We start from the raw sequence: 25492 nt of genomic DNA on the forward strand, positions 1-25492 counted from the left end.
TTGCAGACCCTGAGCGACACTGCCCCCACTCGGCTGTCCGCAGTGGCACGCTGAGTACCGTGCATCTCCAGCTCTGTCCGGGCTGTGGACCTACACCACGGGATGGGACACGACCACAACGGCTTTGGTCTACGGCGATCTCCACCTTCTCTCGCGTGCGGCCCAAGTGCGTATTTCAGCCCATCGTGGACGGCATTTCAGTCTGATCGTGGACACCTGTTGGCGCCGACCGAAATTTGAGCCACTTTTGATGGGTGGGGGTGCGGCAGAAAACTTGGACGGGTTATCTAACAAGTCCAAGGTTGCGCCGGTACTCGATGGGGCTGCGGGCTCCCAGCGAGATCTTGATCCGGTCCTCGTTGTACCAGAGGATGTAGGAGTGCAACGCCGCGATGAAGTCCTCGATGGTTGCGGACAGCCAGCTGCGCGCGTAGAACAACTCGGTCTTCAGGCGGCCAAAGAAGCCTTCACACGCAGCGTTGTCCGGCGAGCATGCCTTGCGAGACATCGAGCGCGCAAGCTTTGCTTCAGCAATCCGAGACAGCCAGCCAGGCCACCGGTAGTGGGCGCCGCGATCGGAGTGCACGATCGGCCGCTCATCGCTGGCTGTGACGGTCTCGATGGCCGCGTCCAACATCGTGTTGACGAGTTCGGCGTCCGGGCGCGTTCCGATCGTCCAGCTAACGACCATGCCATCGAAGCAGTCGATCATGGGCGACAGGTACACCTTGCCAGCTGGAATCTGGAATTCTGTGAGGTCGGTGAGCCACTTCTCGTTCGGCGCACCTGCGCTGAAGTCGCGCTCCAGTAGGTTGTCTGGCGCAGGGCTGATCTCTCCCATGTAAGAGCCGTATCGTCGGCGCTTGCGCGTGGCGGCAACCAAGCATTCCTGCTTCATCAGCCGCTGCACGACCTTCTCCGAGATGTTCACGCATTGCCTGGTCAACGAGGCTTGCATTCGACGGTAGCCGTAGCAACGATAGTTGCGCTGGAAGATGTCGGCCATCACGCGTCGCACTTCGACGTACTTGTCCACGACATCGAGCCGCGCCCGATGGTAGAAGTAGGAGCTGCGGGGCAGGCCCGCCTCGCGCAACAACTCACCCAGGCCGTAGGTAGATCTCAGGGCATCAACCAGCTGCGTCTTCTCCCGATTCGTCAGGAGGTGCCGGTAGATGCCCAGGTCTTTCCTAAGAAACACCCATCTCGACCGGTTGCAACGAGAAGCCGAAGTGGGCGGCGCGACGTTGCAGTTGCTTGACTACACGCTCACGATAGCGCTGTTCGTACTGATCGGCGCCTGGATCCTCGTATCGCATGCCGAATCGCATTGCGCGGTAGAACAGGATGGCGATCTTGCGCGCTGTGGCCGTCACCGCCTTGGCTTTTCCAATGCGCGCCGCCAGCCGCCTGTAGAACGCACCGAGCGCCGTCTCTGTGCGGCCCACGGTCGATGCCACCAGCCGCAACTGGCTGGCCACCCGGCTATTGCTCTTACGGGTATGTGATGACAGCACCTTGCCCCCGCTGATCTTGCAGCCGGGCGACAAGCACAGCCAAGAAGTGAAGTGCTTTTCCGTGGGCCAGCGGCTCAGGTCGGTTCCGCATTCTGCGATGAGCGACAGGGCCACGCTGGGGCCGATGCCGTGGATCAAGGTCAGGTCGATGCCGGTTAGCTGGTAGAGCATGGCCCGCACATCGAACTGCGGGGCGTTCACCTGCTTGGTCTTGGTTCTTGGCTTGGCCAGCGGCGTCTCGGGCATTGCCTTGTCCGCATTCAGCAACTGCAAGGCCCGTTCAAGTTGGCGATCGCAGTCGGCAATGCGTTCCTGGTATGCGTCGTACAGCAGCAGCGCCTGCGACAGCGCAAAGATGTGTTCGGGCTGGTAGTTGCCGACTAGCGCTGCACGGATGGTCTCAAGACTTTCTCGGCAGCGCACGTCGCGCATGGCGGCAAGGACATCGGGATTCTGCTCGCCTGCGACGATCGCACGAATGATTCTCAGACCAGTCACGCCACTGATGTCGCTCAGCACGTGGTGCAACTGCAGATTCATGAGCGTCAGCGCCTTCTGCATATGCTGCATATGTGCCGCGGCGTATTCCAAATGCCGATCCCGAATCCGCATGTAGGCACGCAGCGCGGCGATGTCACGTGAGGGGCGGAAGCTGGCCCGCAGCAAGCCACAGGCATGAAGCCGCTGCAGCCACGCGCGTCGTTGACATCGCTCTTACGCCCCGGCACGGTTTTGCAGTCTCGGGCATTGGCAAGCACGACAGTCAAGCCGCGTTCCTCCAAAATCTCGTAGACCGGGATCCAGTAAACACCGGTTGACTCCATGGCTACGGTGGTGATGCCCATGGAGATCAGCCAGTCAGCATGCGCTCGATGTCCGCAGTGAAGCTCAGGAACGTCTGCACTGGATCGTCACTCAGCTCCGGCGGGACCGCTGCGACTTGAATGCGTGAGCCTATGTCGATGCCGGCGGCCCGCGTGTTAACGATCGGCAGCCCGATCGCCTTTCCTTTCTTTGACATGGAAACCTCCTGTAGGCAAGTTGCCGGACAGGGGTGCGGTTCGATCACTTTCCTAAACGGGGTCGCACAAGGCGCCACCACAACTGGGTCCGCAGGATCCCCAGGGGCCACGTTTTTTGACGGGGACGAAAGCCTCCAAAAAGCTGACGGCCACGGTCCAGCACGGTCAGTGTAGGCAGCCTGGTGTTTCTGTACAAAGGGACGGGGCAACGCCGCGATGGCCGTTTTTTAAGAGTTCGTTCGCCTTTTTCAGCAGGTCTTGCTCGAGACGCAGGCGCCGGACTTCTTGTCGCAGTGCCGCAGCTTGTTGTTCCAGCTTGGCCAACTCGGGGCTTGGTGGAAGATCTTGCTTGCGCTTCATGGATGCAGGTGCGTCGTGGTCGAGCAGCTGATTCTTCCAGGTGTACAACGATGGCCGGGACACGCCCAACTCCTCGGCGACGGATCGCGCGCTGCCTTCCCGCATGCACAGCTCAATCACCGCGGACTGCTTCATTGCGGGCGTCAGCGCTGCCGACCTTCCAACAACGCGATTTCGGGTCTGCGGATGCAACTCCTGGACCCAGAATGAAAGCAACGTGCGCGACGGATAGCCCAGCGCCTTGATCGTCGCCGCGAAGCAGCGCCCGTGTTCCAGATAGTGAGCGACCGCGAATTCCTTCTGGCCCTGCGAATACTTCGGCGCGCGTGCGTACCCGGTGGCCAAGCCAAGCTGCTCGTACTCCTGGCACCAGTGCTTGAGTGTGTTCTTGGTTGGAAAGCCGAGCTGTCGGATCGTCAGTCCGACCCGTTTGCCGAGCTTGATGTAAAGCTGCACGGCTCGAAGCCGATCCTCGTAGGAAAACATGAACTACCCTCGAGGTAGTCCAAGTTTTCCGCCGCACCCCCCAAGTTCCTTGCGCTTGTTCTGGCCTGCTACATCGTCGGCTTCGGGTGCGCTTGACTTCGCGTGGACTCCGATGACCTGGAGGCGCCGGCCAGTCGGCCGGTGTTCGAACTCTGTAAGAATCGGCGCCCTCGTCCACATTGGCAGCCGCTCCCAGCTGACCAGCGAGAACTGGGCTTCGTTCCAGGCCAGGACAACCCGCTGCCCCGCATCCTGCGTCATCGAGCCGGGCGTCGACGACACCACTTGGCCGCTGTCGTCGCGCATCCGGAACGCTGCATGCGCCTTCGCCAGGACCTTTTCGAATCGCTCGACGTCCACAATCTCCTCAAAGCAAAAGATGTCGGCGCCTATGCTCGACAGCATGGAAGCGAGCCTCAGGTCATCCGAAGCCGTGTGGAAAAATCCGATGTCCAGTTTCTTCGAGAGTGCCACCGACTTTGCAAGGCCGTACCAATAGATGGTTGCCGTGGCGGCAGTGATCTCGTTCACATTCCACTCCTAAGGTGCCTTGCCTGGCTGAGTCGACAGTATGGTGCTTCCCAAGAACACAGGTAGGCAGCCGATGTCACGCAGCCGCAGCGCTGGCCGGACAGCAACGCGATCGCGCAATTGCGCTGTCGCGTCTCGGCAAGCCGTGAGGCAAGCTTCGCATCCGTGATCGCCGGGCTACAAGGGCGGCTCTATCAAGACAGAAGGTTCGTGACGGTAGAGTGTGAAGCGACCCTCTATGTCGACCGTGGCGACATGCCAGCCAGCCACGTCGCCCAGCAAGCCTATGCGGCTTTGCCACTCGGCCACGCGCTTCCATCCGACCGTTGGAGGTGCGGCTTCATCGGGATAGAAGCTGACCTGCTCCGAGCCAAAGGCCTGCAACTGCCCGCTGTTGTCGAAGATCCCAGCAAGGCGCTCGGCGCCCCCATCGAAGTACTTGCGTTGCTCCAGTGCGACCGCTTGTCCTGCGGGCGACTTCGCATAGAACTCCACCAGTAAGGTCCTGAAGGGCGCGCCCGGTGGCATGCGAATGCCTAGGCGCTTGGCCCCTGCAACCTCCCAGGCTTCATAGATTCTAGTGCGATCGACCTCTTTGCCCTGCTTGTCCTCAGTCGTCCAGATCAGTAGGTCGTCTTGGGACTGGATGATCCTGAGGCCCAAGGCCTCGGTCGGGACTTCAAGGAGATACGAGTTCTCAAGGGCCGTGCCTGCATCCGGCGGGACAATGCGAAAGCTCCCCACCGGCCGTTCATCCCAGCTGAAAAATCCTGGTCGCTTCGGATCCGTGGCGAGTCGTCCCGCGTCGCCCCACGCGGGCAGCGCAACCGGGGGGAACATCTGGCTCTTGATGGACGTCTGCCGGTAGTCGACGAGCCGATGCCAGGCACCGGCGCGCAATCCAGCGCTGCGTAACTTGACGGGGACAGTAACCTGGCCCGCGCGCTCTCTTGGCGCCAGGTCCAGCAGGACGGGTATCGCCGCGGCGGGCATGTCACTCGTGGCCCCGACTGGCCTGTCTTCCTCGAATGCGACCTCGATCGAAAACGCGCGAGGGGCGGTCGCCTCGAACTGGGGCGGCAGCCGTGTACGCGGCAAGGTGTCGTGCGGCCACTCGCCAGGCGCACTCTTGTCGCCGGGCGCCCTGAGCGGCCAAGCGAACCAACCGATGCGCGCCTCTCGGTTCAGCAGCGGCGAGTCCGCGACAGCCCACGTGACCGCCTCGCTCCCGAGCCCCGGGTCGTGCTCGAGCACGGCTTCCCTCGTCCAACCCAGGCGCGCGAGCGTCGTGCTGGCCACGTTGGCAGGCGTGTAAGCAGGATCGTCAGGCCACTCGTTCACCATGCGCGGCGGGCCGTCGAAGAGCCACAGGCGGCTCATGGCACGCGGGGGAGTTACAGCAGGCACGGCCGGGAGTCTCTTAGGCGGTGCATCGCCGCCTCGCAGCGGCGCGGGGACCCAGCGCGGAATCCCGTCTTCGCGGCCGATCTCGCCCACCAGGCAGCAGGCGAAAAGATCGAAGCTGCCCCTGGGTGGCAATTCGGCGATAAATGAGTGCAGCACGACGTAAAGGCCTTCGCCGGGCGTTGCCTCTATTCCAGAGTTCAAGCGTTGCCCCAGTTTTCCCAGAGGCCGCAGCCAAGTATGCCGGGCGGGCCGTGCCGGCCGCGGCAAGTCGGAGAACAAGGGGAGGATGTCGCGTTCCGCGGCGCGCCAGTCAGGGATCAATTGCAGGTCCCTGGAGTTCGAGTCCTCTTCTACCTTGAACTGAGCCGCGGCCCTGTGTCGGAGCGTTAGGAAGCCCGCGATCTTGTTGGACGATTGGCCGCCTGCCCCGAGCGGCGTATCCAACACGACGGAATAGAGATGGCGCCGGACGGCTTGCCAGGGACTGTCCGTACCCCTGGACGCAACTGTTCTTGCGGCGTCTGCCAGCATCAGGACGAGATCGGCCGACAAGTCGAGCCGGCCTCCGACCACGCGTCCATCTTGAGCCGACGCGAACCACTTCGTCTCGGTCCCATAGGTCCAGCCGTGATAACCGATGACGCGCAATGTGGAAGCAGTTGCATCCTCAGTGAACTTCCAGGTCGCGGCCCAAAAATAGGCTGTTAGGGAGTACTCCTGACCGTGAAGACCGACCACCTCTTGCATCGGCGACTTGGTGACCGGGAGCGCGCCGTTGAACTCGACGGTGCGCGACAGCACGCCGCTCCTGCGCTCGAACGTCTCGGTGACTTCCAACGGTCCCTGGTCACCGACAACGAGGCCAAAGGCACCGCTCGCGTTCCAGCCCAGCATGCCGCGGCGAACGATGAATTGGCTGCCTTCGCGCTCCAGTTCAAGGTAGAGGCGGTTCAGCGACGTCAGGGCCAAGCGGCAGGGGTCGTCCAGTTGCTTAGGCTTCGCCGCGGCTTCGCCGAACTTAGGGTTGGCCACTGCGATCACCAGCCGGTTGACGACCGGAGTCTTGGGCGGATCGATATCGATCTTGACGGGCTCCAGGCCAATCGAGCCCAGTTCGAGCAACAGGGCAAAGCGTGGCGAGCCGTCGGCGCTCGCCGGGAGCGTCTCCTCGAGAATGAACAACGAGAGGCTGCCCCGCTCTTCAGGTGCATCGCGTTCTCCCAGCCTTGTGACGAGCGGGTCGATTGCCTGGCCTTCGTAGTACTCGGGCGCTGCTGGATCAAGCGCGCCGACGGCCGGTGGCGCCGCCTTCCAAGGCACCAGCGTGTCGTTACTCAGGCGCAGCCAATTGCGCACATGCTGCGTGGCACCATGCAGTTCCAGGTAGTCGATTGGCCCTGGCTTGTCAGCCGGACGCCCGATGAAATTGGCGCTCTCCACCCAGCCGCGCCGCTTGCCCGGTTCTTGCGGCAGGAAGCGAAGTCCCGCTTCCTCCCCCCCACCCGGCGCCATCCGCAAATAGTGCCAGCGCGTGCCGGCGTTCTCGATCAGCGATCGCGCAATCGCCGGCGCGGCGATGCTACTCGCGACGACCCGCGTAGCCGCATAGGGCGGCAGTTCGTCGGCAGCGAAGGAGCCCTGCGCGCTGGACCGGCGATACAGGTTGCGCAACACTGCCGGCTCGGCACTCTCCTGACTCCCCAGCGGCGACGGCCAGATCTCGTGGCCGTAGTTGTCGGTCGTGGCCCCGGCATCCTCGATGTCAAAGCGCGCGAGCGGCCCGCTGACGAAGCGAGCCTCCCCGTCAACCCTTGGCAAGGCGACCGTCAATGCTGCCTCGACGTCGAAATCGCCCACGCCACTGGCCTCGAGATCCTGCCCGAGCACGAGGGCGAAAACCTCGGCCGTGACCGGATGCGGCAGCAACACTCGGGCTCGCGCGAGGCCCGCCGCTGAATTGGCAGCGCTTTCCGCAACCCTTACCCAGTTGCCTGCAGGTGCGAAGTACTGAGTAGCGCCTGCCGGGCGGGTGGCTGTGAGAGCCAACCGGGCAGTCGAAGGGCTGGTCTGCTCCAGGCCTATCCTCGCGGTGCACAAGACATCCGAAGGCGCCAGCGACCGGCTTACGATGCACAGCGTGCCGGTCACAGCTGCGTCGTCCGGCGGCAGCAGCGGAACCGCGAGGTCGCGTCCGTTGCAGCACGTGCGGGGCAACGCGATCATCAGCGCCGGGTCATCGATCGCGAGTTCGGCGGTCCGGGCGGCGGTATCGACGGTCAAGGTCTTGTCGCCGCTCGCATCCAGCAAGAGACGCGCAAATCCGCCCGGTGCGATCGCCGGCAGCCAACTCGTCACGTCGATAGTCCTGCTTTCGGCGGTGGCACGGTACGACAGGCGGCCCTTCTCAGAATGCCAACGCACAAAACCGCTCGCAGTGCGAATCCACAGCGGGCTGCCTGCTTCCCAGGCGCCGTCGGCCACCTCGTCCAGCAGCAGCGCGGCGCTGGCGTTTAGGGCCAGGCCGTCGCCGATACGCTGCTCTTGGGGCTGGCTCTCTGCGAAGTTCCAGCGGATCGAGAGACGCTGGCTTGCATCGCCGCCGTGACCGCGACCCCGCTCCAGGAACGTCACCTTGCTACCGTTGTGTTCCACCCGGTCTGGACGTAGCGGAACGGGCGTGCGAAGGATCGTGGCGACCAGGCCTCCGGTCACGCCAGCGCTCCATTGGGTTGACTTATGGCTGCCCGGCTTGCGGCCCGAGGTGCCGAGCAGTTCCGCGTCGTCGATCTGCACGGCGTCGGCATTGATGGACGTCGGACCCGCGGGGTTGATGTCGGCCCTGGCCTTCCCCAGCGGATCAGCCTTGTCAAGCCACCAGCTGGCGATCCATTGGCCGTCGGTTCGTGAAACGACCTTGTCTTCCAGCTTGCCGTATAGCGTTTCGCCGTTGCTTCCCTGCACGGCATGGAGCCGGCCGTTCGTCGCGTAGCCGCATTCGGCAGTCGCGCGCTGGCCGTCGAATGCCCAAAACGGCATGTCGCTGGCAACGACGCCGTCCTCGCGTGGAACTGCGTCGTCTAGCAGCAGCGCAGGCAAGCGTTCTATTGGCATCTCTCTTTCCCTTTCACAACGGTGTTGGCGGCAGCAGTTCTGTCGCGCTGCCGCCGCGCTTCCACAGCACGCGCATGCGGGCTGCCAGCTTGCCGGCTAGCGCCAGCACCAGGTCCCCGGGGTGGGCGCCACCATTGGACAAGCTGATGTTGGTCACCACCTCGTCGTTGCGGTATGCAATGCCCCACCGCACGTTGCTCGAAACTTCCTCCGTCCAGCCCAGTGGCAACGGCGGCCTCCTGTCCCTGACCACGGCCGGCGCGAAGAAGTAGGCACAAGGGCGCAAGACACCGTCGTCTGACCGGATGAGCACGGTCATCGACGCCGCGGGGTCGGGCAGGCGCAATCCAGGCATGGAGGCGAGCGACAAGGTGTCCGGAGGTCGGCCGATCACGTCTTCGACTGTCGGCCGCGACTTGCCGGTGTAGCTCCAGCCCAGCCTTGCTACAGGCACGATGAGTTCTGCCCCGTCCTCGTGCGTACGGCAATGGTCCAGCTTGATCATCTCTTCGTTGGTGAAGGCCTTCGCCACTCGCTCCACCGGCTTGAGGAGCGACGCTTCCCCCGGCGGCGGCTCGGGCGGGGTGACTTCGCCCGGCATCGTGTCGGCGCGCGGCCTGACCTTCAGCGTCACCTGGAAGCACGCCGCCTGGTGAATGACGAGCTGATGGCCTTCCTCCACCGACTCCAGCGTTTCCGGTTCAGGCGCAGGGTCCGGCTGCGGACCGCCGCACCAGCGGTTGATGAGCAGGTCCGTCATGGGGATCTGCTCGAAGTCGGCTCCCAGCATCGTCTTGGCACTGGCCTCCAGTATTTCGAGGCGTAGCGCGCCGAGGGCCGTGCGGGCTCGCGTGTTGTGCGTTGCGCGGCGAAACTCCGGCGGCAGGTTCACCTTCCAGACGAAGGCATCCTCCTCGGCATCGGGCACGGGAATCAGCCCAACGCGCCCTGTGAGGGGCACGCGGCGCAGGATAGGCAGCCGATGGATGTTGGCCTCCGGCGCGTCGTCGTCGAGCTTGCCTTGTTGCCACGACGGCACCGGATGCCGGGGCTTTGTCGCAGGACGGGAAGCCGGTGGCAGCGAGCGTCGCCGCAGCGGTGCGTAGCGCGACAACGGCTCGACAACCCATTCGAGTTCGTGGTGCCAGGCGTCCTGCAACCCCTCCCAGTTCCACGTCACCTGCCCGAAGTCATCCACGGCAACGGTGTCCTCAGTGTTCGGCACTTCGTTCAGGACGTGGACGCGCTTCATCCTGGCGGCGTCCGCGCCCGTGAAGGTCCATGCGCGCCCCAGGTAGCCGCCGTTCTGGTCGCGAAAGACGATCCAGTTGCCTGGCTGATTGTCCAGCCATGCCTGCGCACCAAGTCGCGTCAACTGGCGCCGCTGGGCGACGTTCAGGATCACTTCGCTGCAGAGGCCCTGGTCCAGCAGGCGCCAGAACTGGAGCAGCAGCGCGCCACCGCGCACGTCTTGCCTTCGTGCCTTGCCCTCGCGGACGTCTTTCAGCAGCGCGTTAAGTTGATCGACCACCTCTGCGGCAGTCGGACCAACTTCCTGCTTGTTTCTGATCATGGCATACGGCGACGGCGAAGCAAGGAAGGTTTCGCTCGGCACGGCCAATGCGTCGCCGATCTTGTCCGAAGCGGCTTCCGCCCACCACTGGCGCCCCACCTCAATGGGAGCGTATGCCTTGACCAACTGGGGCACTGCCTGGACCGTGGCGAGCGCTTCGAACGCGACACCCTGAGCGTGGCGCGCCGGAAGATCCCGCATCCAGACGCGGTATCCGCCGATCGGCTCGGCCCCAGGCACTGCGGCGGTGACGAGATGCTGCACCTGCATGCGGACGCGTGCACGGTTGTCGGCCTCGTTCTGCGGTGGTTTGTCCCCGGGCATGTCGGCTTCGGAGAAGAAGGCCCGGTCCGCGTCAAGAAGCCCAGGCTCCACGTGTGGTGTCCAAAACCGTTCGAAGTGGGGGACGACCTGGTCGCGCTCGGTGCTCGCCGCGTCGAAGCCAAGGAGCATCTGTGGCTCCAGCACCGGTGACTCCGGAACCGGTCCGTCAAGCGCCGCGCCCGTAGAGTTCGCGGCCAAAACCCGCCGCAGCGCGAGCATGAGGCGCACGGCGCTTCCCGGTGGCAACAACCGGTCCAGTTGCTTGACGGTAACCTCCCAGCCGCATTGCGACCACAAGCTGTCGTCGCTTTGATTAGCCGCAGGCAGCCGGAGCGCCGCGGGCGACTGGAGCGAAAAGCTCGCGACGAACTCCAGCCCATGGTTCGACAGGTTCGCCTGCGCGCCTTCCGACGAGGCCCCCGTCAGCACCTGGTCGCCGGCGCGAACGTCCATCAGCGCGGCCGGGTCGATGTCCGACAAGATGCGCGCCACGTGCACCGCCGCGTCGTCCGCATCGCCATAGAAGCCAGTCGGCAGCACCGGGTTCTCCAGGCGGTACAGCACCAACTCCAGGCCGGCGCCGCCTGGTTCTTCCGTCGGCGGCAGGTCAAAGCGGATCGCCATCGCAGGGTCGTCGCCACTAGTATTTACCACGAGGCGAGCCATCGCGCGCGTGATCGCCGCTGGAGGGTCTAGTCGTTGTCGCTGGAGCATGACGCGGCCCGCGCGAACCACCCGCCCGTGGGGGTTGAACAGTTCGATACGGTAGTTGAGCAACTCGCCGATCAGCTCGTCCGGCGCCAAGCCATCGGCTAGTCGAAAGCGACGCTCCGCCCACAACTGCTTGGCCGGCATCCCGGGCACCGCATTGTTCCAACCCGGCGCGTCCTCCACGCTGGTCGGTATGGCCACCATGCCGCCACGGCTCGAGGGGCGCTCGACGACGCCCAACGTGCGCGTGATCCGGTAATAGCCGGAATGGGACTTGCCGTCGATCACGTCGAGCACGCTGTCGTTGGAATAGGCTTCGCCACCGACCACGCCGCAGCATTCGAACGCTATGCCCTTGCTGTGCTGGAATGCCTTCACCTGAAGTTCGGCCGGCGCCGCTTTCAACGGTTCCGTTGCGTCGACGAAGACGCCGTCCTTGGGGACCGGCTCCGAGTTGGCCTCGACGAGGAACAGCAATCCGCCGAAGGCTTCGACGGGCAACTCGCCCGGCCGCTCGGAGAGGGCGGCGAGCACGACATCACGCCAGGCCTCGAGGCTGCGGATGCTACCTCCCTGCGTTTGTACGTAGGCGCGATAGGACCGCAATGGGAGCGACACGCTCGCCTTGGCCTGCGCTTCGGCCAATTGGCTCTCGACGTCCTTCCTGGCTTCGGATTCGGCCATCGCCTTGACATCGGCTAGGACACCCTCGAAGGCAGGCCCCGCAAACCTTTCCTTCGGCCGCCTTTCCCAGCCCAGGGATATCTCCCCGCCACTCTCGCGGGCAGCCGGGCCGTAGTAGACAGCGCCCGCCCATTCGAGATCGGGCGGCGCGTCGAGCGCCCACGGCTTCTCTGGCGCCACGTTGCTGTTATTCGCGCCGGCGGCGATGCGGATGTCTGGCGGCATACGCAGGCCGAGCCAGTGCGCCGTATCCAGTCTCTTGAGGAACAGAAGGTCCATGCTGGCTCAGATCCCAAGGAGTTTTCGGATGTCCTGGTCGACGGACTGATATTGGCTCCGGGCGTCGTCGACGGCGCCCGTGTTGACCGCCACTGGCACGGTGAGCGTCGCTGAGATTCCGAGCACGGAGACGCTGGCCGTGGCATGGCCGCGCAAGCCGAAGCCCTCGCTCCCCGTCGTCAGCGCAGCCTCCAGGCCGAGGTCGACATGAACCTCCATCCTGAAGTCGTAGTGCACCGACCAGGAGATCGTGTAGCTGCCGAGGAAGCAACTGATCCTGATCCTGAAGCCGACGCTCGCATGCAGCGCGAGCGCGGCGCTCATCGCGATCGACGCGCTTCCATACACTGTGAGCTTGCTATCGCCGAAGGTGCCCAGCAGCAGCAGTTCGGCGGCGAACCCTGCACTGAAGCTGGCGCCTAGGCTGACGGGACCGACCGACGCCGAGGCGCTCCAGCTGAACCCGGCCGTCAGGCTCGAGTGAGACATCGCATAGGACTTGCCGCCATCGAAGCGGGCGCGGAACGCGAGCAGCGACGTGGCTCGAACGCTGAGCGGGCCAAGGCTGCCGCTCACTTCGTTGGGACCTAAGTAGAGAGCAATGCCGTTCTTCGTGGCTTCGAACGCCAGGCGCATCGGCGGCAGGCTGAAGCCCATCAGCTGGCCTGCAAGGCCAGACGACTTGAGGCTAGTAAGACCGTTACCTGTCGTTTGCGCCGCAATGCGCAATGAGGGCTCCTGCGCGTCGAGCAGCATCAGCGCCAAGCCAGCCGGCCGCTGCTGGAACTCACCCGTGCGCGCGTCCGTGACCGAGGTGTAGAGCCACAGCTTGCCGAAGGCCGTCGCCTGCGCGTCGGACGTGACTATCAGGGTCATATCGGCGGCGTAGAACCCCGGCACTTCGTTCTTGCCCGTCGGCCCCAGAAAGAGGCGCGCAAGCAGGGTCAGGCCAGTGTCCTTGGACGGCGACCACACGTCCGGATCGCTGACATTCGGCAAGCCCTGCTCCACGCGGCGGCGTGCCTCGGCCAGCGTAAGGCGCGAAGTGCCTTGTACCTCGCAGTTGACGCCCACCGCCAGGCTGAGCTGCTGGACATTCACCAGCGGGAACAGCGGGACCGTTACCGGTGCGTCCGCGTAGAGCAGCACGGTAGGCGTCCAGTCTTCGTCCAGCTTCGTGCGGAACTGTCCGACCCGGAATGCGACCGCCACGCCGGGCAGGGTCGGGGTGCTCAGCTGGCCCCTGCCCTGCAGGTATCGGAGCGTCTTGTCCTCCCTGTACACGACTGTCGCGCTTCCCTTGACGCCGCCGGGCGCCGATAGCGAGAGATCGACACTCAGCTTGTCCGCGTTGCCCAGGCTCAGCTTGCCCGTGAATGGATCGAAACTCAGCGGCGGAATGACTCCGCGCAGGCCGACGTCCCCGATGTCAAGCCGCAGGGATACGCCTTCCAGGCTGAAGGTGACTCTCCTCTCGGTCCCCCACTTGAGATCGATGCTCGGCACGCGCAGCTCGAACATCTCCAGGGCCTTGAGCTTGAACGGCGCGAATGGCCGCAGCGCAATGGTTGGCATGAAGCTTCCAAATTCGCTGTCGAACTCAGTGCTCATGCCCTGGAACAGGTCGCCGAACCAGTCGGCGATGGTCGCGCCCAGCCGTTCCGCAGCGGTCGGGAGGAAGGTGATCTTGCCACCCAGGCGCGGCTTCACCGACCAGCCCGCTGCGCCCTGGTCGAAGCGCAGGTTGAGGCTCGGCTTGTCAATCTGGAACCAGCCCTGCGGATCGCCCCAGCGCTGCGCGTTCGCGAGAAGGACGGTCGACTCGATGGCCCACGTGCCTATGTCGCGCCGCGTCCCCGTGATCTCCAGTTCCCCCTCCCCGTCGACAAAGAGAGGGATGTTGAATGCGGCTACAAGATTCACCGTCCAGGCGTTGTCGACCGCCTTGATGGTCATCGTCGAGACCTCGGTGATCTCAACGATGCTGCCGAACAAGGGCTGCAGCTTGTCGCGTAGGCCCTTGCGAGTGTCTTCGGTCGCCTCGCACGTGCCGCTCACCCCATCGGCAGAGAATGTGAGCGGATTGGTGAACTGGAACTCCGCACCCAGCAACTCGAAGGTACCGGCAGGCTGGCCGGTGTCCGGCTTGAGGATCAGTTGGACGGGCCGCTCGCCAAGGCTGAGTTCGGCGACGCAGTGTTGGACCTTAAGGCCCGGCCAATCAAAGGCCACCGATTGCTTCAAGCCGGTGACCTGTCGGACTGTCGCGACGCCGTTGTTCTTGCGATGGATGAGGAGCGTGGCGGCAACGTTCTGGAACGCCGCTAGCTTGCCGCTGAGCAGCGAGACCGCCACGGCAACCTCCACGTCCTCCTCATCGACGCCAGGGAAGCGCGCACCGTCCGGAAAGGTGACGTTGAAATGCGTTGTGGACAGCGTCGTGTTGCCGCTGACCTTGGCCGGTTTCGCGCTGTCGTCGATGTTCAACGACGTGTCGAACAGGTCCAGGAAGGCCGACCCTTCCCTAAACGTTTCCTCCAGCAGCAGCTTTACTCCAAGCATTCGGCGTCTCCGTGAATGCGCGACCAAAATGGGGCGAAGTAAGTTCTTCAGTCATACGCGCGACTTGTAGGGAAGATCGAGGCGCAGTCACTGCTGCGGATCGCCACGAGAATATGTGAGGCATTGCTTCGGGTCAAGGAATCGAAAACACCTAATCCACAAGATTATGGAAGCGCTGCCTGGGGCGGCCAGGCCGATTGAACACCGGCTGGCGAGTGCGCATGATCCACCGTGCCCGCCCGGATGTTGCTAATCTGACGCCACGTCGCATTTGCGCCGAGCAGGATCTCGCGCCGACTGGAACCTCTCGCCTGCGGTCCTCTGAATGGTGGGCTACTCGCTCGGCGTCCCTCAATCAGCGCATCGGTGAGGCCGAAAGCCTGAAATTCACGGCAGCGGCCGCCGAGACTCCTTGCGCCGCCCCAGTCATCGCAGTCCGTCGCCAGATGTGCAGATATTCCCTAACAGGCCGTTGAAATACCTATCGACGAGTCGGCTGGCGTAGCCGACCATCGGTGCATCTAGAGGAGCCAGCCCGTCATGCGAGGAGCCGACAGCTACAACGAAAGCTTGTTCACCACGGTGAGGCTGGAGAGCTTCGTGCCGGCCAGCCACCCGCTGCGCCCGATCCGGACTTGGCTGAACGACACGTTGGCCAATATGGATGCGAAGTTTTCTGCGATGTACGAGGCCGTCAAGGGCGGACGCCCCAGCATCGCGCCCGAAAAACACATGCGCGCCATGCTGCTGCAGATGCTGTACAGCGTGCGCAGCGAGCGCCAACTGGTCGAGCAGATTCAATACAACTTGCTATTCCGTTGGTTCGTGGGCTTGGCCATCGAAGACACGGTGTGGAACCACTCGGTATTCAGCAAGAACCGCGACAGGCTGATCGAGCACGACGCGGTCACCGAACTGTTCAACGCGACGGTGGAGATGGCCGAGCAACGCGGCCTGCTGTCGGGCGAGCACTTCAGCGTGGACGGCACGCTGATCCAGGCCTGGGCCAGTCACAAAAGCATGCGCAAGGACGGCTCGGACGACGGCCGCCCGCCCGAGAACTGGCACGGCGAGCCGCGCAGCAACGCCACACACGAATCGAAGAGTGACCCCGAGTCGCGGCTTTACCGCAAGAGCAATGCAGCCCTGCGCTGCCCAGCTAGGCCATGTGCTGACGGACAACCGCCACGGCCTGGTTGTCAATGTGCAAGCCAGCACCTCCGACGGAACGACCGAGCGCGAAGTGGCCGCGCAGACGCTGGCTGACGTGGCGGGTCCGGGCAAACGCGTGACGGTCGGGCAGACAAGGCGTATGACACCAAGGGCTTCGTCAAGGCGAACCCTCAAGGTCACGCCCCACGTGGCCCAGAACACCAAGCGCAACGGCGGCAGCGCCATTGATGCACGCACCACCCGACACCCTGGCTACGAGGTCAGCCAGCGCAAGAGAAAGCGCATCGAGCAGTGCTTCGGCTGGGGCAAGGTGATCGGCCCGATCCGCCAAGTCATGGTTCAGGGACTGGACAAAGTCGATCAGCTTTTGACGCTGACGATGGCCGCCTACAACCGCACTCGGCTGCGCACCTTGGCGCTACTGCGTCCGCAGTGCGCCCCATGAGGGCAAAGGACGTCGAAATGGTCGGCTCTGACCGCATAGATGGCCGCGCAACAGGCATCTCGGGTGCAATCGGGCGGTTCCAGAACGCCGCATGACCTTGCCGAGCCGAAATTCCAGAGCGGAACTCGCGTTCGTCGCCGGTGCTTCAACGGCCTGCTAACGTGTGATTGCTGATAGATGCAGTATTTAGCTGGCCTAAAAGGGCGTAAACTATGCCCCTGAACTTGCTGGAGATCATGCCGCCAGGGCAGTATGTACGCAAGCGGACTGGAAGATTGATTTTGCGTACAGTGTGGCATGTTTGGCGGAAGGCCCGACCTCCCCTAGATTCCTCTTCAGTCGTGCATGCGTTCTGATGGATGTGCTTCGCTGTGCTCAAAACTGGTCCACCCTTTTATGGAAAAGGGGGGGGCAAACCACCCATGAAAAATGATGTCTTTTCGCACAAGTTCTGTGGTATAAAACACGTATTTATCAAGGAGCGATCATGGAGAAGAAGACCAAGGTACGACTAACCTTCGACGTTTCGCAAGAAGAGGCTGAGCGGATTCGGGCCCTTGCTACGAGGCAAAACGTCCCTATCACTGAAGCTTTGCGCCGAGCCATCACCACCGAAGGGCTCATCCAAGAGAGACGCGCGAGTGGCAGCAAAGTCTTGCTTGAGAAGAACGGTTCCTTAACCGAGTTGCTGTTCACAAGGTAACCGGCTACAGTGCCACATCAATAAAGATGGGAGGCACTGATGGGGATAGGTGATCGTCCGTCCGTTGACAGTGTTCCGGCCGGTGAGAGCAAAAATGCTGAGTCAGCTCCGCAGCCAGCGGCTCCGCCTCAACAACCTGCTGGGGAGGCGCTGTCGCCTCGAGTCGAAGCGCCTCTCCCGCAAGGGAACCCGCTTCAGCCCGCAGACGATAACAAGCCTGGTGAAAAGCCTCCGCCGCCTTCGGGGCCGCGGAGCGACACGCTAGACGCGCGAAATGACGCTGTGTCCGGACCTGCGCCGGCGCCGGCGCCGGCGCCGGCAGACGCTAATATGCCCCTGACGGAAATCAATCTCTCCGAGCATCCGGAACTCGACAAGCCAGACGCCTTTGGCCAAGCATTACCTGCAACCACATCTCAAGGCGATGGAGACGAATCTCTAGCGTCCATTGAAGAAAAGCCCTACGACCCGAATGAGTCACGCGATGTCACTCGGCAGACCATCACCTTGTGGCTTATCGGTTTGTTGTGCGCAATCGTCGCTTTGACCTTTGTCGCCCTATTTGCCAGAGGGGCTTCGTCCAACTACTCCGGTACCTTCTTCGGAGAGCTCAAGCAAGTGCTGGATGTTCTTGTTGGCCCTGTAATTACTCTGTTGGCTTCAGCTATCGGATTTTACTTTGGCTATAAACAAGGTGAGCTTGGGGAGCAGGTCAAGACGCTAAAATCCAACTCATCTGGGGGAGAAAGCAAGTGAAGGTCAAATGGTTAGGCCCTCGTCCATCCGATAAGTACCTTCCGGCCTGGGTAGTCTTTGCAATGACCATTTCGGTCATGCTTCTGTCTTGGCAAATCGTCAAGACCGTTGATTGCACCAAGCCAGGCCAGTGCAACACTGATAGCCGTCAGTTAGAGACCAAGCAAGCGCTGCCCGACGCCTCAATCACCGATTCAGCTGCTAGCGGTACGGCCTCAGCGCCGCAAGGCACTGCGTCGCGGTAAAGCCACCATTCAACCGGCCCGGTCGTACCATCCCGCTGGATGCGGGCGAAAGGCTGCCGCAAACCGTTTCACTGCCTGGTTTTCGTTCGGGTGGATGGTACAGGCCGGCTGTGGGTCGGCGCTATGCCTGGGTCTTTGCGCGCACCTGATGACCCGCTGTTCGACTGTGGCGGCTTCCGGGCGCCGGATGAAAGCTCGCGAGTCATCGCTGGCCGAGACAGCCGTCGGCGGCGATTGACGGGCGATCTGAGGCGAAATTCCGCTTCGTCCATCGCTTTGTGGATGCAACGTGTCGAACGCGAACGGACGCTTCTCGTCAGCGCATTTCATCGTCACTTCCGGACTTTCCGATAGGGGGGACAGTTCGTGTCTGATCAAACTTGGCCTCGATACGCAGCAACCGCGAAGCGGTTGGCCGCCGTCATGTTCGTGGGCGTCCTCGCCGGGTGCCAGAGCCTTTACCTGCACAGTGACACGCGGCAGAAACAGGCGGAGGTCGCCTCTAAGGCCTGGTCGGAAGTGGATCTCGATGCAGCCCTGACCGCCGAGCAGGAAAACCTCGCGCAGCTCGCAGCGGCCGAGTACGCGACGCAAGCGCGTGTCGCCGAATCGATTCGCAGCTTCACTGCCGCGAGGGTGGCCTCGGTGTCGAAGAACGAAATAACTGCGACTTTGAACGAATAAGCTGCGACGCTGAATGAATGATCTGCGAACGGCGCTCCATTGAGAGCGTCTGAGCGGAATCGGCTGGCCTAGTCACTGGACCGACGCAAACAGGGCCGCACATGCCTTGAAGTACCTGGGCGAGATGCTGAACTCCCGTCGCAACGCGTCTTGCTGCTGAACAAGATCGGCCGCTGGGGGGCAGATCCATGCGAGGGCCAATTGCGCATCGATGCCAGCCGCTTGACGGATGCAGCTGACCAAGACGAGGAGCGCGCCCGTTCCTCGGACGGCCATCGCAACACGTGGGCCACGCGGGCCAGGACCCACTGGCGTGGTCGAAGCTGTGTTGGCAGCGACACGCCAACCCGCTCAGCGTTGCCGAGGTCGAGTGCAAAGCTCTTGCAGGATCCCTGCCGCCGACCGGCCGGCAGGCCAACAGGGCCGGTACCTGAGTCCGATGCCGCGGTCACCTCGTGTGCCAGCGCGTCCACGATCCGAATCAAGTCTTGCCGCCGAGTCCAACCCCAGGGCATACGCACGGCTGTTCGCGCAGTGCAGCGGCCCTGTAACCACTGGGCATCAACGGGGCAAGCAGGCTCGTCAGCGAGCTGGGCCTGCGCCGCGGCGACCTGCTGAACGATGCCGCCGAAGTCCGCAGCGGAACGGACGGCCGCTAGCGTGCGTATGGCTACCGGAGTGAGCCAAGTGCCGTGGGCGCTGCATACCGTAGCCAGAGGGTTCATCCAGTTCCGGTTCCAAGCGATCGGGAGACCTGCGTTGGCCGCATCAGCCAGGCATCTGGCGCAGGACCCGAGTTGTTCGGGCCAGCGCGGTCTGCAGGGCGAAGGCGCCATCGTTGTCAAAGTAGCTCGCGGTAAGCGCGACGCCGCGGAAAGGGCGTCCAAACTGACGTTGCCGTCGTCGATGGCAAACCAATGCGGTACAGGGGCGTCGCTAGCTGGTCGCGCACCCAGTCGGCTCAACAATGTCGTCAAGCCCAGGCCGTAGAGCTCAACAGCCACGAGCCTAGAAGCTCACCGGATGCTGGCTGCGGAATGAAAGGCAGGCCGGCATGTCGCGCGGCAGTGGTGTTCATGCGAACGTGCGCGCGCCGATCACAGACTGCAGCAGTTCTGGTGTGATGCACTCCTTCTTCGAGCGAATCGCCACCTCCGCAGCGCGAGACAACAACTCGCTGATGTGCGCCACCGTCAGTCCGTTCGACCTGTTGCCCAAAGTCGAGCCGGCTTCGCCGATCGCGAGCCCGTCCATAAACTTCTAAGGGCCGCGTTGCGCTCAGACGGGCTGGAGGTGGCGGACATCTTCCGCCAGCTCGGCCCTGCCTACTGTCAGGAACACGACGAACGCCTGAGCCGCGGGCAGCGCCGCGTCATGAGCGCCATAGAGCACTCTCCACCGCGTCAGGTTAGTCTCCACATCTCGACGGACGTCGCTGCTCGGGCGAAGTTGTTGTGGCAATCGATAGTGCAGCGGTTGTTATTCCAGAGATCGACGTGCCCATTCGCAGCGACGCCGGGAACGAGATAGAGCAATATCCCCGTCCATGCGGGGATGAGATTGTTCGCTATGTCGGCTCCGGCGACCTTAGAGGTCCCCCATGTCGACGTCCCGAGCAGTCGCTCGAGCAACCGCTTGGCCGTGGGCACCCTGATGATCACATTTCGCCCCTCCCCATCCTTGTGCCCTCCATCGGCCCTCGCCAGATCCGCGGGGACCGATTCCCCGGCTCCGATCAATGCAACAGACAGCCGTAGTGCGCATGTATTTTCGTAGTTGCCGTTGCCGACGAGAGAAGGCCAACTACCACCCAGCCGGTGGAACAGCTGGTCCTTGGTCGAATCGGTCGGGTAGGCGTTCCACAAACTGGAAAAGTTGAGCGGCATAGCAGAAATCTTAACCAGAGTGAGCGAGATGCATCGTAGGTGATTCCCTACGTCACTGCAATAGTCGTTAAGCCTCACCCCAATGATGAAGGCGCATCTGTGAGACCCTAGTAAAAACTTTCTGCATTTGTACCGCATTTGGTATAATTGTCGCTGAGTGGGAAGCAATGATTTTTCCTGATGGGTCGCCGGCAGAGGCGCCTTGATATGGTCAGGCGTGTATTTGGTGGTTCTCCATAAAAACGCTAACTGGAGCGAGCATGAAAGATTTAACCATCGTTACCGCGAATATCTATTGGTATGGTTTGAAACAGACGGTAGCCGGTTCAAAGGGATTAAGTATTAGCTTTTTCCACTCAGAAATAGACGATCTGCGACTTGCATCTATGCTGGCCCACACGGGCGCGGATCTTTTCTGCTTCCAGGAAATTGTGGATGCAGTTCGTTTCGAGAAAGTTCTTTCGAAAGCGAACAGAACGCTGCGCCTGCGGGACAACGAAGGCCGGATGGTGTCGTCCCTCCCGGTTTCGAATGCACCTGATGCGAAGCAGCGTGTCCTACTTGCATGGAACGAGACTCATCTGTCACTTGTTAAGTGGCAGCGACTGCCGATGTGGACCAGGTCACCGGTCTTCGCAGAGTTCGAGTACAGGCCGTCCGGTCGGCGTTTGGAAGTCATCGGTACACATGCAAAGTCCAGCGTTCCCGAGGGGGACGACGTGGCTGGCCGCATCAAACGCGGCGAACTCACCTCGCTGGCTGAATGGGCAACTCTACAGAGCGAGACAGGCAAGCTAGGTGAGGCGGTGATCTTGGGCGATTTCAACGCAATGTATGGCGGCGAGGATGCGACCTATTTACAAAAGGGGGCGTTGACAGGCTGGGACTGGCGAGAAGCCGCCGGCGATGCCAGTTCTCTTTGGACCACCACGACAGATCTAGTTGTCATTGACCATATCTTGGTATCGCCTGCTGTTGCCGCACGGGTCACGCATTGGCCCGAGATTGTTTATTTTGATCGGGATCCCTATATACCTAATCCTCTGCCGGAGCAGGCTGCAATTCCCGGGATCATGAAACGCCTTTCAGACCATAGGCCAGTCCGGATAACCCTTAACCAAGGCGACTAGGCTAAAAGCGACTGGATAGCATATTTTTGACGGGCGATAGCTACTCCTCTGTCGGGTCGGCCACATGATTATTCAGGGCAACCGGAATAGAGGGAACAAGGATGATCATAACTTTAGCGCATCGCAAACTGGAACCAATGACCGGAGATGCATTTCGTTTATGAAATCGCCGGAATTTGCGACCGAAAGATATCAACAATCGGTAAGCCGCTCGTTAGAGAGGTTTTTCGTCGCTCAGGCAACTAGTTATAGGCGTTAACTTTTTGGTCACGCGCTGCAGCAGCATCATCACTTGATCGCAGGGATGCGCTTGAGGATGAAAATTCAAAACAAACGAGGAACTAAATTGAGTAACAGCAATCGCCATCGCCTAATACTAGACTGCCTTGGTGCGCTTGGATCCATCGGGAGTCTTACCGGCGTCTCCTTGGTCTACCTAAAGATCGATAGAGGCGTATCACCGTCGAGCATCGTTGCCGCCTTGCTCACCGTGGTTTTGGCACTTGCATTAGCTACTGCGTTTTGGGGCATTGGTCACCATGTATACCAGACCTTCTCGGTCGGTCGGCGCGGATGGGTGCGCGTGACGATTGCTCTGCTGCTGTTGTTTGGCGCAGGTCTTGTCTACTGGTTCATCGCAAAGATCGCGCTCGTCTACTTCAATCCGTGGCTGTCGACAGTGTTGAGTGCTTAATGATTGATGGCAGCAATGTCTTTTTGATAAGAGTTTAGCGCTCGCTTGACCGCAGGGAATAGTTCTCCGCAGTGCTTAACGACCTCGTCAAACGCCAGGTGCATTTCGTCGAAAGGCGGGCGGGTGAGCTCAGAAAGAAGATCTAACTGTATGTCGACGTATTCTTCATTTGCTGTCTTTTTCGCCCGAGGAAGTCTTTTGAATAGCTTGGTTCGATGGTCAATCATGCGACGTAACCACGCCCTTCTGTGGGCCCGCGCTTCCGCTCCCTGACCATCATGCCCATTCCATCTTTCGTACTTTAGGTAGAACTCCTCGAGCTCTTCCCAAAATGCTTGGCGAAAAACGCCGCCGCCGTCGCCGCTGTTAACACAGGCAACTCCACGACGAAGCGCGCTCTTAACCATTTCACATTGGTCTAGCCGGAGCCCGTTTTCTTCCAACGTACTAAGGTCTGCGCACAGGCATGCAAGCATGTATTCCTTGTATTGCTTCAACGCCCAAGGCGCAGAACCCTTTGCGTAAAGGTTTTGATGACGGCTTGCCACTTGACGCTCTCCTCTAACGTTGAGTCGAATGATCCTAGCACCCTTGTCCCAGTCTCGCAATGGGTTTTCCCTAGCTCAAACGCCGCACAGTGGCTGCTGCTCGCCAGCCCTTCATTGATTGTGATGATGCGGAAAGGGGCATATTTCCATAAAATTTCAGTACCGAGCCGCCAGGACGCGCGGCATCTGCTACGGGTGTGTAATGGGCCGCAATGCCGTGACTTTTATTGAAACTGCCATGCTGATGCCGACGGCGGGTCGCAGGAGTCAGCTAGTACGGAAACCGCGATGGACCTGAACAAGCTGCCCGATGCGGTCGTGACGGGCAACAGCTGATCGACCATTCCAGAAGCGCGCCGGATATCCGCGGCCCACTCTCGTTGGCGTTGACATTCGCAGCACTGGCAGCCAACGGGGCTGTGGGGCCGAGCGCCTCCGAAGACGAGTGGTTCGCTGCCTACAAATCCAACCTGATGCAAATTGGGCTGGACGTCTCGCCCAGCAGCTCACCCGCTCGACTTTCCGCAAGAAGGGCTTGGCGGTGCACCAGGCCATCATTCCCTTCGTGACCATCTGAGGCCATCCCTGATGGAATGCGCGCGCGGCCCAAACGCTTTGGCGATAGGACATTGTGCAAACCGGATTGATATCAACCTTCTTCAAGGAACACGTCCGTGACTAACCCAATCGCATGGTCATCCTCTCCGCCGCTGCCTCTTCACGAGGCAATACCGATGTTTCCCGTCGTGGAAACAACCGGTAACCAAGGCGAACCGAGTTCCCCATCGAATGCGGCTGACGATCTTGTTGTTGTCGGCAGGAGCGACGTGCCCATGCTGCCGTCGTTCGCACGCGCCGGCACCGAAACCGTGCTCGGCGTCGACGAACGCGTTCGGATCAGCGACACGGACAAGTTGCCGTGGCGCATGATCGCGGCGCTTAAGCTCAAGCCCAAGCCGCCGTTCACCTCGTCCTTCATCGGCACCGGCTGGTTCATTGGCCCGAGGACGCTGCTCACCGCAGGCCACTGCGTGTTCAGCGAGAGCGACTTTGGAGGTTGGATCGGCTCCATCGAGGTCTCACCCGGCCGCAACGCCACCAAGTTCCGTATGGCACGGTGACGGCAACCCGCTTCTCGGCGACCCAGGTGTGGCAGAACGGGCCGGATCCCGACTACGACATCGGATGCATCCATCTCGACGAGCCGCTCGGAGACACGGTGGGGTACTTCAAGGTCGCATCGTTGACCGACCAGGATCTGGAAGGCGCATTGCTCAACATTTCGGGCTACCCCGGTGACCGCGGTGGTGGTGAGCAGCAGTTCTTCCACGCCAATCGCGTGTTACGCGCGTCGGCGCGCCGTGTGTTCTACGACATCGACACCTACGGCGGACAAAGCGGTTCTCCCGTCTGGCACCAGGCCTCGCCGCATGCCGACCCGGTTGCGGTCGGCATCCACGCGTACGGCGTGGGCGGTACGCCGGGTGCGTGGGGGATCAAGGCGAACTCGGGACCGCGACTCATTCCGGAGATGGTGCAGACGATCAAGGAATGGCTCGCGTCGGATGCGGCCTGATACGCTGGCCCTGCCGTGACACGGCTTGCGTTCACCCTTGTCGTGCGAAGCGCCAATGGCAAGCCGCTTCCTGGAACGCGGTTCGTAGTAGAGCACGCATCCGAGCCCATGCCGGAGATCGCGTACGTCACCGGGCCGGACGGGAAGGCGCGCGCGGGCCTGCCACCGGGCGAGGCGTCACTGCGCTTCTCTCTACCCGACGGCGACAGCTTGGTCGCCAAGGTGGGGGTGAACAGTGGGCCTGATGCGACCTACGAGGTGGTGCTTGGTACCAGGAGGACGGAGGAGCGATGAAGGCCAGATACCCGGAATCTCCTGAAGCGCGTGCACGCAGGGCGGCGGATCGCGCAGGGCGTCTGGCAAGTGCCAGCGATGCGCAGCTCGAATCGGCGATACAGCCGGCACTGCCGTCCTCCGATGAACTCGGGTCGCGCATGGCGGCACGCATGGCCGCCGCGGCGCCGACAATGGCGTTCTCCACCGCGGCAGGTTTCGCAGAAGCCCTGGCGCACGTAGGGCATGCTACGGCACTCAAGCTCGCGCGTGCGCAAATGCGCTTCGACGATCTCTCGGACAACGAGGTTTCAGGCCTGGAGGCGGTCATATCCGTCACCGACCGGCCCGCATGGTTCGTCAACCGCAACCGGCCCGACACGGCCTCCTTCGAGGCGAGTGGCCTGTGGGTCAACCTGGCAAGGGGCGCCGAGACGAAGATGGAGGTTGTCTGCCGCGCAGTCGGCTGCATCGTGCGGGAGGTCGACGGGGAACGCGAGCCTGTAGGAACCGGTTGGCTGATCGGCCCTCGCACGCTGGTCACGAATGCACATGTGGGCGTGCACTTGGCCCGCCTCAAGCCGGACGCCCCGGCGAATGACCCACGCAGGGGGTACCGGCTGCGGCCGGACGTCCGAGGTTTCGTGAATTTCTCCTTCGAGCATGCGGCCAAGCCGCCGAGCGAGGTCGCGATCTGTTGATTTCCACGCAGAACTGACCCACCGCCACAGGTAATTTCCGTCCAAAACTGACCCACGTAAGAACCCTAACCTGCTGCTTTTAGTGGCAGGAGCACAGGAGTGATTGACGTG

General features: G+C 62.1%; 18 protein-coding genes and 3 pseudogenes. 9 read left to right on the forward strand and 12 right to left on the reverse strand.

Features of this window, described 5'->3' with window-relative positions; all coding sequences use genetic code 11:
* Window positions 1–283 precede the first annotated feature (283 nt).
* The 9 genes and pseudogenes from AC099J_RS30670 to AC099J_RS30710 form a co-directional block, all read right to left on the reverse strand.
* A pseudogene (locus AC099J_RS30670) lies at window positions 284–1195 on the reverse strand (IS3 family transposase); the annotation flags it as partial.
* Window positions 1191–2129, reverse strand: coding sequence for a transposase (locus AC099J_RS30675; protein WP_479619107.1), 939 nt, complete (start codon window positions 2127–2129; stop codon window positions 1191–1193). The pseudogene AC099J_RS30670 and the gene AC099J_RS30675, both read right to left, overlap by 5 nt.
* Complete coding sequence (locus tag AC099J_RS30680; RefSeq protein ID WP_479619108.1) at window positions 2063–2362, reverse strand: IS110 family transposase; 300 nt, start codon at window positions 2360–2362, stop codon at window positions 2063–2065. The genes AC099J_RS30675 and AC099J_RS30680 overlap by 67 nt, the downstream gene beginning before the upstream one ends.
* Before the next feature lie 5 nt (window positions 2363–2367).
* Window positions 2368–2538 (reverse strand): hypothetical protein, encoded by a 171-nt coding sequence (locus tag AC099J_RS30685; RefSeq protein ID WP_479619109.1) that lies wholly within the window; start codon window positions 2536–2538, stop codon window positions 2368–2370.
* Window positions 2539–2758: 220 nt separating this feature from the next.
* Window positions 2759–3385 (reverse strand): annotated as a pseudogene (locus AC099J_RS30690) (transposase); the annotation flags it as partial.
* A 3-nt stretch (window positions 3386–3388) separates the two neighbouring features.
* Entirely contained in the window at window positions 3389–3916 is a 528-nt protein-coding gene (locus tag AC099J_RS30695; RefSeq protein WP_479619110.1) for a hypothetical protein, read from the reverse strand.
* 177 nt (window positions 3917–4093) lie between these two features.
* Entirely contained in the window at window positions 4094–8434 is a 4341-nt protein-coding gene (locus AC099J_RS30700) for a hypothetical protein (RefSeq protein WP_479619111.1), read from the reverse strand.
* A 13-nt stretch (window positions 8435–8447) separates the two neighbouring features.
* The gene (locus AC099J_RS30705; protein WP_479619112.1) at window positions 8448–12005 is read right to left on the reverse strand and encodes a hypothetical protein; all 3558 of its coding nucleotides are present in this window, start codon (window positions 12003–12005) and stop codon (window positions 8448–8450) included.
* A 6-nt stretch (window positions 12006–12011) separates the two neighbouring features.
* The gene (locus AC099J_RS30710) at window positions 12012–14567 is read right to left on the reverse strand and encodes a hypothetical protein (protein WP_479619113.1); all 2556 of its coding nucleotides are present in this window, start codon (window positions 14565–14567) and stop codon (window positions 12012–12014) included.
* Window positions 14568–15107: 540 nt separating this feature from the next.
* Between AC099J_RS30710 and AC099J_RS30715 the strand changes: the two are divergent.
* The 4 genes and pseudogenes from AC099J_RS30715 (at window position 15108) to AC099J_RS30730 (ending at window position 18573) form a co-directional block, all read left to right on the forward strand.
* Window positions 15108–16185, forward strand: a pseudogene (locus AC099J_RS30715) (IS5 family transposase).
* A 487-nt stretch (window positions 16186–16672) separates the two neighbouring features.
* Window positions 16673–16888: a ribbon-helix-helix protein, CopG family gene (locus tag AC099J_RS30720; protein ID WP_479619114.1), complete on the forward strand. Its 216-nt coding sequence runs from the start codon at window positions 16673–16675 to the stop codon at window positions 16886–16888.
* Between the two features lie 330 nt (window positions 16889–17218).
* Window positions 17219–17644 (forward strand): hypothetical protein, encoded by a 426-nt coding sequence (locus tag AC099J_RS30725; protein ID WP_479619115.1) that lies wholly within the window; start codon window positions 17219–17221, stop codon window positions 17642–17644.
* Window positions 17645–18300: 656 nt separating this feature from the next.
* Window positions 18301–18573 (forward strand): hypothetical protein, encoded by a 273-nt coding sequence (locus AC099J_RS30730; RefSeq protein ID WP_479619116.1) that lies wholly within the window; start codon window positions 18301–18303, stop codon window positions 18571–18573.
* A gap of 1074 nt (window positions 18574–19647) precedes the next feature.
* On the opposite strand, the gene AC099J_RS30735 is transcribed toward AC099J_RS30730, so the two are convergent.
* Window positions 19648–19827: a hypothetical protein gene (locus AC099J_RS30735; RefSeq protein WP_479619117.1), complete on the reverse strand. Its 180-nt coding sequence runs from the start codon at window positions 19825–19827 to the stop codon at window positions 19648–19650.
* Window positions 19828–19976: 149 nt separating this feature from the next.
* Window positions 19977–20459 carry a T6SS effector amidase Tae4 family protein gene (locus AC099J_RS30740; protein WP_479619118.1) on the reverse strand — a complete coding sequence of 161 codons (483 nt, stop codon included), beginning with the start codon at window positions 20457–20459 and terminating at the stop codon, window positions 19977–19979.
* Window positions 20460–20719: 260 nt separating this feature from the next.
* Here AC099J_RS30740 and AC099J_RS30745 point away from each other — a divergent pair, with 260 nt between their 5' ends.
* Together AC099J_RS30745 and AC099J_RS30750 are read left to right on the forward strand one after the other, a co-directional pair.
* Complete coding sequence (locus tag AC099J_RS30745; protein ID WP_479619119.1) at window positions 20720–21589, forward strand: endonuclease/exonuclease/phosphatase family protein; 870 nt, start codon at window positions 20720–20722, stop codon at window positions 21587–21589.
* 316 nt (window positions 21590–21905) lie between these two features.
* Window positions 21906–22283, forward strand: coding sequence for a hypothetical protein (locus tag AC099J_RS30750; RefSeq protein ID WP_479619120.1), 378 nt, complete (start codon window positions 21906–21908; stop codon window positions 22281–22283).
* On the opposite strand, the gene AC099J_RS30755 is transcribed toward AC099J_RS30750, so the two are convergent.
* Window positions 22280–22831: a hypothetical protein gene (locus AC099J_RS30755; protein WP_479619121.1), complete on the reverse strand. Its 552-nt coding sequence runs from the start codon at window positions 22829–22831 to the stop codon at window positions 22280–22282. The genes AC099J_RS30750 and AC099J_RS30755 overlap by 4 nt on opposite strands.
* 734 nt (window positions 22832–23565) lie before the next feature.
* Between AC099J_RS30755 and AC099J_RS30760 the strand changes: the two genes are divergently transcribed.
* The 3 genes from AC099J_RS30760 (at window position 23566) to AC099J_RS30770 (ending at window position 25381) form a co-directional block, all read left to right on the forward strand.
* Complete coding sequence (locus tag AC099J_RS30760) at window positions 23566–23952, forward strand: trypsin-like serine peptidase (RefSeq protein ID WP_479619122.1); 387 nt, start codon at window positions 23566–23568, stop codon at window positions 23950–23952.
* Window positions 23949–24407 (forward strand): trypsin-like serine peptidase, encoded by a 459-nt coding sequence (locus tag AC099J_RS30765; protein WP_479619123.1) that lies wholly within the window; start codon window positions 23949–23951, stop codon window positions 24405–24407. Before AC099J_RS30760 ends, AC099J_RS30765 begins: the two co-directional genes overlap by 4 nt.
* 290 nt (window positions 24408–24697) lie before the next feature.
* Window positions 24698–25381: a hypothetical protein gene (locus AC099J_RS30770; RefSeq protein WP_479619124.1), complete on the forward strand. Its 684-nt coding sequence runs from the start codon at window positions 24698–24700 to the stop codon at window positions 25379–25381.
* Window positions 25382–25492 lie beyond the last annotated feature (111 nt).

The organism is Rhodoferax sp. RT4P68 (genome assembly GCF_056521305.1).

Bases quoted from the DNA above. Each gene is read 5' to 3' on its own strand.
- AC099J_RS30675 (WP_479619107.1), bottom strand. From the start codon at position 2,129: ATGCGGATTCGGGATCGGCATTTGGAATACGCCGCGGCACATATGCAG.
- AC099J_RS30680 (WP_479619108.1), bottom strand. From the start codon at position 2,362: ATGGGCATCACCACCGTAGCCATGGAGTCAACCGGTGTTTACTGGATC.
- AC099J_RS30685 (WP_479619109.1), bottom strand. From the start codon at position 2,538: ATGTCAAAGAAAGGAAAGGCGATCGGGCTGCCGATCGTTAACACGCGG.
- AC099J_RS30700 (WP_479619111.1), bottom strand. From the start codon at position 8,434: ATGCCAATAGAACGCTTGCCTGCGCTGCTGCTAGACGACGCAGTTCCA.
- AC099J_RS30705 (WP_479619112.1), bottom strand. From the start codon at position 12,005: ATGGACCTTCTGTTCCTCAAGAGACTGGATACGGCGCACTGGCTCGGC.
- AC099J_RS30710 (WP_479619113.1), bottom strand. From the start codon at position 14,567: ATGCTTGGAGTAAAGCTGCTGCTGGAGGAAACGTTTAGGGAAGGGTCG.
- AC099J_RS30720 (WP_479619114.1), top strand. From the start codon at position 16,673: ATGGAGAAGAAGACCAAGGTACGACTAACCTTCGACGTTTCGCAAGAA.
- AC099J_RS30725 (WP_479619115.1), top strand. From the start codon at position 17,219: ATGCCCCTGACGGAAATCAATCTCTCCGAGCATCCGGAACTCGACAAG.
- AC099J_RS30735 (WP_479619117.1), bottom strand. From the start codon at position 19,827: ATGGACGGGCTCGCGATCGGCGAAGCCGGCTCGACTTTGGGCAACAGG.
- AC099J_RS30740 (WP_479619118.1), bottom strand. From the start codon at position 20,459: ATGCCGCTCAACTTTTCCAGTTTGTGGAACGCCTACCCGACCGATTCG.
- AC099J_RS30745 (WP_479619119.1), top strand. From the start codon at position 20,720: ATGAAAGATTTAACCATCGTTACCGCGAATATCTATTGGTATGGTTTG.
- AC099J_RS30750 (WP_479619120.1), top strand. From the start codon at position 21,906: ATGAAAATTCAAAACAAACGAGGAACTAAATTGAGTAACAGCAATCGC.
- AC099J_RS30760 (WP_479619122.1), top strand. From the start codon at position 23,566: ATGTTTCCCGTCGTGGAAACAACCGGTAACCAAGGCGAACCGAGTTCC.
- AC099J_RS30770 (WP_479619124.1), top strand. From the start codon at position 24,698: ATGAAGGCCAGATACCCGGAATCTCCTGAAGCGCGTGCACGCAGGGCG.